Origin of the sequence: Micromonospora sp. NPDC049580, from assembly GCF_040675595.1 — a bacterium.
GTDB lineage: Bacteria > Actinomycetota > Actinomycetes > Mycobacteriales > Micromonosporaceae > Micromonospora.
Genome location: NZ_JBFAPG010000515.1, coordinates 1 through 4,281, shown reverse-complemented (window position 1 = coordinate 4,281; position 4,281 = coordinate 1). Strand labels below are relative to the sequence as shown.

Annotated in this window: 2 protein-coding genes and 1 pseudogene; 1 reads left to right on the top strand and 2 read right to left on the bottom strand. The window is 69.8% G+C overall.

The annotated features are described in order from the left end of the window. Nucleotides 1-1,327: endo-1,4-beta-xylanase (locus AB0J68_RS28155; RefSeq protein WP_363941420.1), on the bottom strand; the 1,327-nt coding region annotated here is incomplete at its 3' end. A 33-nt stretch (nucleotides 1,328-1,360) separates the two neighbouring features. Then, on the bottom strand, nucleotides 1,361-2,734 hold the full coding sequence (locus tag AB0J68_RS28150) for a PHB depolymerase family esterase (RefSeq protein ID WP_363941418.1): 1,374 nt from the start codon (nucleotides 2,732-2,734) through the stop codon (nucleotides 1,361-1,363). Nucleotides 2,735-3,029: 295 nt separating this feature from the next. Here AB0J68_RS28150 and manD point away from each other — a divergent pair. Then, a pseudogene (gene manD, locus AB0J68_RS28145) lies at nucleotides 3,030-4,238 on the top strand (D-mannonate dehydratase ManD). Nucleotides 4,239-4,281: the final 43 nt, after the last annotated feature.

Here is a 4,281-nt window from a genome sequence, read left to right as displayed (position 1 = left end):
ACACGTTCGTCCAGTTCGTCGTGCCGCTGTTACCGCTGCGGTCGGCGCTCCAGGCGTTGGTGACGGTCGCGCCGGACGGCAGCGTGAGCGTCACGGTCCACCCGTTGAGGGCCGACGAGCCGGCGGTCACCCGTACGTTCGCCACGAAGCCGCCGTTCCACTGGTTCACCGTCACCGACGCCGAGCAGCCGGTCTGCCCCGGCGGCGGGGTCGTGGGCGGAGGCGTCGTGGGCGGAGGCGTCGTGGGCGGCGGGGTGGTGGGCGGAGGCGTCGTCGGCGGCGGAGTGGTGGGCGGCGGGGTCGTCGGGTTGGTACCGCTGTTCAGCGCCGCGAGCACGGCGTCGTACGCGGCCTTCTTCTGCCCGCTGCTGTTGAACAGCAGCGGCGTCTGCGAGGACCGCCACGAGTCGCTGTCGCGGATGCCCCACACGGTGATGCCGTTGCAGCGCGGCACCGCCAGGCAGTCCTCGACCACGGCGCGGTACGTGTTCGCCGGAGCGCCCTGGATGTCCAGCTCGGTGATCTGCACGTCCACGCCCAGCGCCGCGAAGCTCGACAGCGTGGTGCGGTAGTTGCTGGCGTACGGCGAGTCGTTGTTGAAGTGCGACTGGAAGCCCACGCAGTCGATCGGCACGCCACGGGACTTGAAGTCCCGCACCATGTTGTAGACGCCCTGGGTCTTTGCCCAGGTCCAGTTGTCGATGTTGTAGTCGTTGTAGCAGAGCTTCGCGCCCGGGTCCGCCGCTCGCGCGGCGCGGAACGCGGCCTCGATCCAGTCGTTGCCGGTGCGCTGCAGGTTCGAGTCTCGACGGCCACCGGAGTTGCCGTCGGCGAACGCCTCGTTCACCACGTCCCAGGAATAGATCTGTCCCCGGTAGTGGGTCGCCACCTGCGTCACGTGGTTGAGCATCGCGTTGCGCAGCGCGGTGCCCTCCATGCCCTGCATCCACCCCGGCTGCTGGCCGTGCCAGGCCAGGGTGTGACCGCGTACCTGCATTCCGTGGCTGCGTGCGTGGTTGACGATCGGATCCGCCTGGGTGTAGCGGAACTGACCCTGCTGCGGCTCGGTCGCGTCGATCTTCATCTCGTTCTCGGCCGTCACCATGTTGAACTCACGGTTCAGGATCGTGGTGTACGCGCTGTCCGAGAGCTTGTTCGCGGCCACCGCCGTACCGAAGTAGCGGCCCTTCTCCGCCGCGGACGCGCCCAGGGTGGTTCCGGCGGACGCGGGCGTCACCAGGACCAGCGCCATGCCGGCGGCGAGAGCGCCCGCGCCGCTCAGCGCGATCACGGCTCTCGATGCCGCCTTCCATCTCGTTCTGCTCATCGTGCGACTCCGTTTGTCGATGGTGGTGGGTGGTCAGGAGACCGCGCAGGTGGCCCCGTTGAGGGCGAACGACGACGGTTTGCCGGTGCCGCCCTGGTGGGTGGCCTGGAACCCGATCTCGACCGACGCGTTCGGGGCGATGGTGGCGTTGTAGGAGACGTTGCGGGCGGTGACCGCTCCGCTCGTCGGGGAGTAGGTGGCGTTCCAGCCGTTGGTGATGGTCTGGCCGCTGGGCAGCGTGAAGGTCAGCGCCCACCCGTTGACGGCGGCGGTTCCGGTGTTGGTGATGGTCACGCTCGCGGTGAGACCCGAGTTCCAGGCGTTGACCGTGTATCCGACGCGGCACGCGCCCGCACTCGGCGGCGGCGTGGTCGGCGGCGGAGTCGTCGGGGGCGGCGTGGTGGGTGGCGGCGTAGTCGGGGGCGGCGTGGTCGGGGGCGGAGTCGTCGGCGGCGGCGTCGTCGGTGGGGGCGTCGTCGGGGGCGGCGTCGTGCCGTCCAGGCCGAAGAAGCGGATCACCTGGGCGGCGTCGACCGGGATGTTGTGCGTGACGCCCTGCATGCTGATCGCCTCGACCGGTGCCATCGGGCCGCTGCTGCCGTACCGGGTGCGGGTGTACCCGGACTGCGGGGAGTCGGTGTACGTCGGGGTCTGGCTCAGACCGTGGACGTTCGTCCACTGCTTGATCTGCTCGCCGAAGTTCGGGTAGCGCAGCGTCTCGTCGCTGGTGCCGTGCCAGATCTGCATCCGCGGTCGCCGGCCGGTGTAGCCGGGGTACGCCCCGCGGACCAGGTCACCCCACTGCTGCGCGGTCTTGATGGACTGCCCGTTCGCGCACTCGCTGTTCCACTCCGAGGTGCCCCCGGTGGCGAAGCAGGCGAACGGCACCCCGGCGAACGACGCGCCCGCCGCGAACACGTCCGGGTAGTCGCCGAGCATGACGTTGGTCATCATCGCGCCCGAAGAGGTGCCGGTGGCGAAGACGCGGTCCGGGTCGGCGGAGTACCGCTGCTTCACGTAATCGATCATCGACACGAGCCCGACCGGGTCGCTGCCGCCACCTCGGCGCAGCGCCTGCGGCGAGGCCACGTCCCAGCACTTGCTGCTGCGCGTCGCCGACGGGTAGATGACAATGAATCCATACCGGTCGGCGAGGGACGCGTACTGCGTGCCGGAGTAGAAGGCGGGGCCCGTTCCGGTGCAGTAGTGCAGGGCGAGCAGGATTCCTGGCCGGGATGCGACCCGGTCCGGGACGTACAGATGCATCTGGAGGTTTGTGGGGTTGTTGCCGAAGCCGGTCACCTGGGTGAGCGTCGCGGCTGATGCGGGGGTGGCGAACGCCAGCGCGGCGGCGGCGACTGTCGCGACCGCCGTGAGGACGCCGAGCAGCCTTGTCTTCAGTGTCATGGTTCGCGATTCCTCGGGAGAATGGCGCATGGAAGGGGGTTAGTCGAGGACTGCCCTTCGCCCGACCGTGACCGCGGCTCGCGTGACCGATGTCAGCTTCGATCGAGCACACTCGATTGTCAAGGCTTCCGGAAACCTTTCGGGGCAAGGGATTGGGCGGTCACCTGCGCACGGGTGCGGGCCCGCCGAACCGTTCGGCGCCGGCCGCCGGCGGGATATTATCGGCACGTTCCCGGTAAGCAGAACGTCCTCGTGTGCACCCCCCTACGACCCCCGTAGGCACGAAGGAGATCGCGTGAAGATCGTCGATGCCCGGGTCATCGTGACCTGTCCGGGCCGCAACTTCGTCACCCTCAAGATCGTCACTGACGAGGGCGTCACCGGCGTCGGGGACGCCACCCTCAACGGCAGGGAGCTGGCCGTCGCGTCGTACCTGTCCGACCACGTGGCGCCGCTGCTGATCGGCCGGGACCCGGCGCGGATCGAGGACACCTGGCAGTACCTGTACCAGGGCGCGTACTGGCGGCGCGGACCGGTCACGATGAGCGCGATCGCCGCGGTTGACACCGCGCTGTGGGACATCAAGGGCAAGGTGGCGGGCCTGCCGGTCTAACAGCTGCTCGGCGGTCGGTCCCGCGAGGGCGTCACGGTGTACGGCCACGCCAACGGCGAGACCGTCGAGGAGGTCCTGGTCGAGGTCGCCCGCTACGTCGACCTCGGCTACCGGGCGGTCCGGGTGCAGTGCGGTGTGCCGGGCCTGCCCAAGACGTACGGGGTCAGCGCCGACAAGCTCTTCTACGAGCCGGCCGACGCGGCGCTGCCCAGCGAGGCCACCTGGTCGACGCCGCGCTACCTGACCCACGTGCCCACCGTGTTCGCCCGGGTCCGCGACGAGTTCGGCCCCACCCTGCGGTTGCTGCACGACGTGCACCACCGGCTCACGCCCATCGAGGCGGCTCGGCTCGGCCAGAGTCTGGAGCCCTACGCGCTGACCTGGATGGAGGATCCGGTCCCCGCCGACCTCCAGGAGGGCTTCCGGCTGATCCGGCAGCACACCACCACCCCGATCGCCGTGGGCGAGGTCTTCAACAGCGTCTTCGACGCGGCGCAGCTCATCCGGGAACAGCTCATCGACTACATCCGGGCCACGGTGGTGCACGCCGGCGGCATCACCCACCTGCGGCGCATCTTCGACCTCGCCGCGCTGCACCACGTCCGCAGCGGCTCACACGGCGCCACCGACCTGTCGCCCGTGTGCATGGCCGCCGCGCTCCAGCTCGACAGCTCGATCCCCAACTTCGGCCTGCAGGAATACATGCGGCACACCGCGCAGACCGACGAGGTGTTCCCGCACGGCTACCACTACGCCGACGGCTACCTGCATCCGGCCGAGACTCCGGGGCTGGGCGTCGACATCGACGAGGAGGCGGCGGCCCGCTACCCGTACGCGCCCGCGTACCTGCCGGTGAACCGGTTGGAGGACGGGACCGTACACCCCTGGTGAGCGCGACAGCGCCGGTGCTCCGGCCGGCCCGATCGGGCCGGCC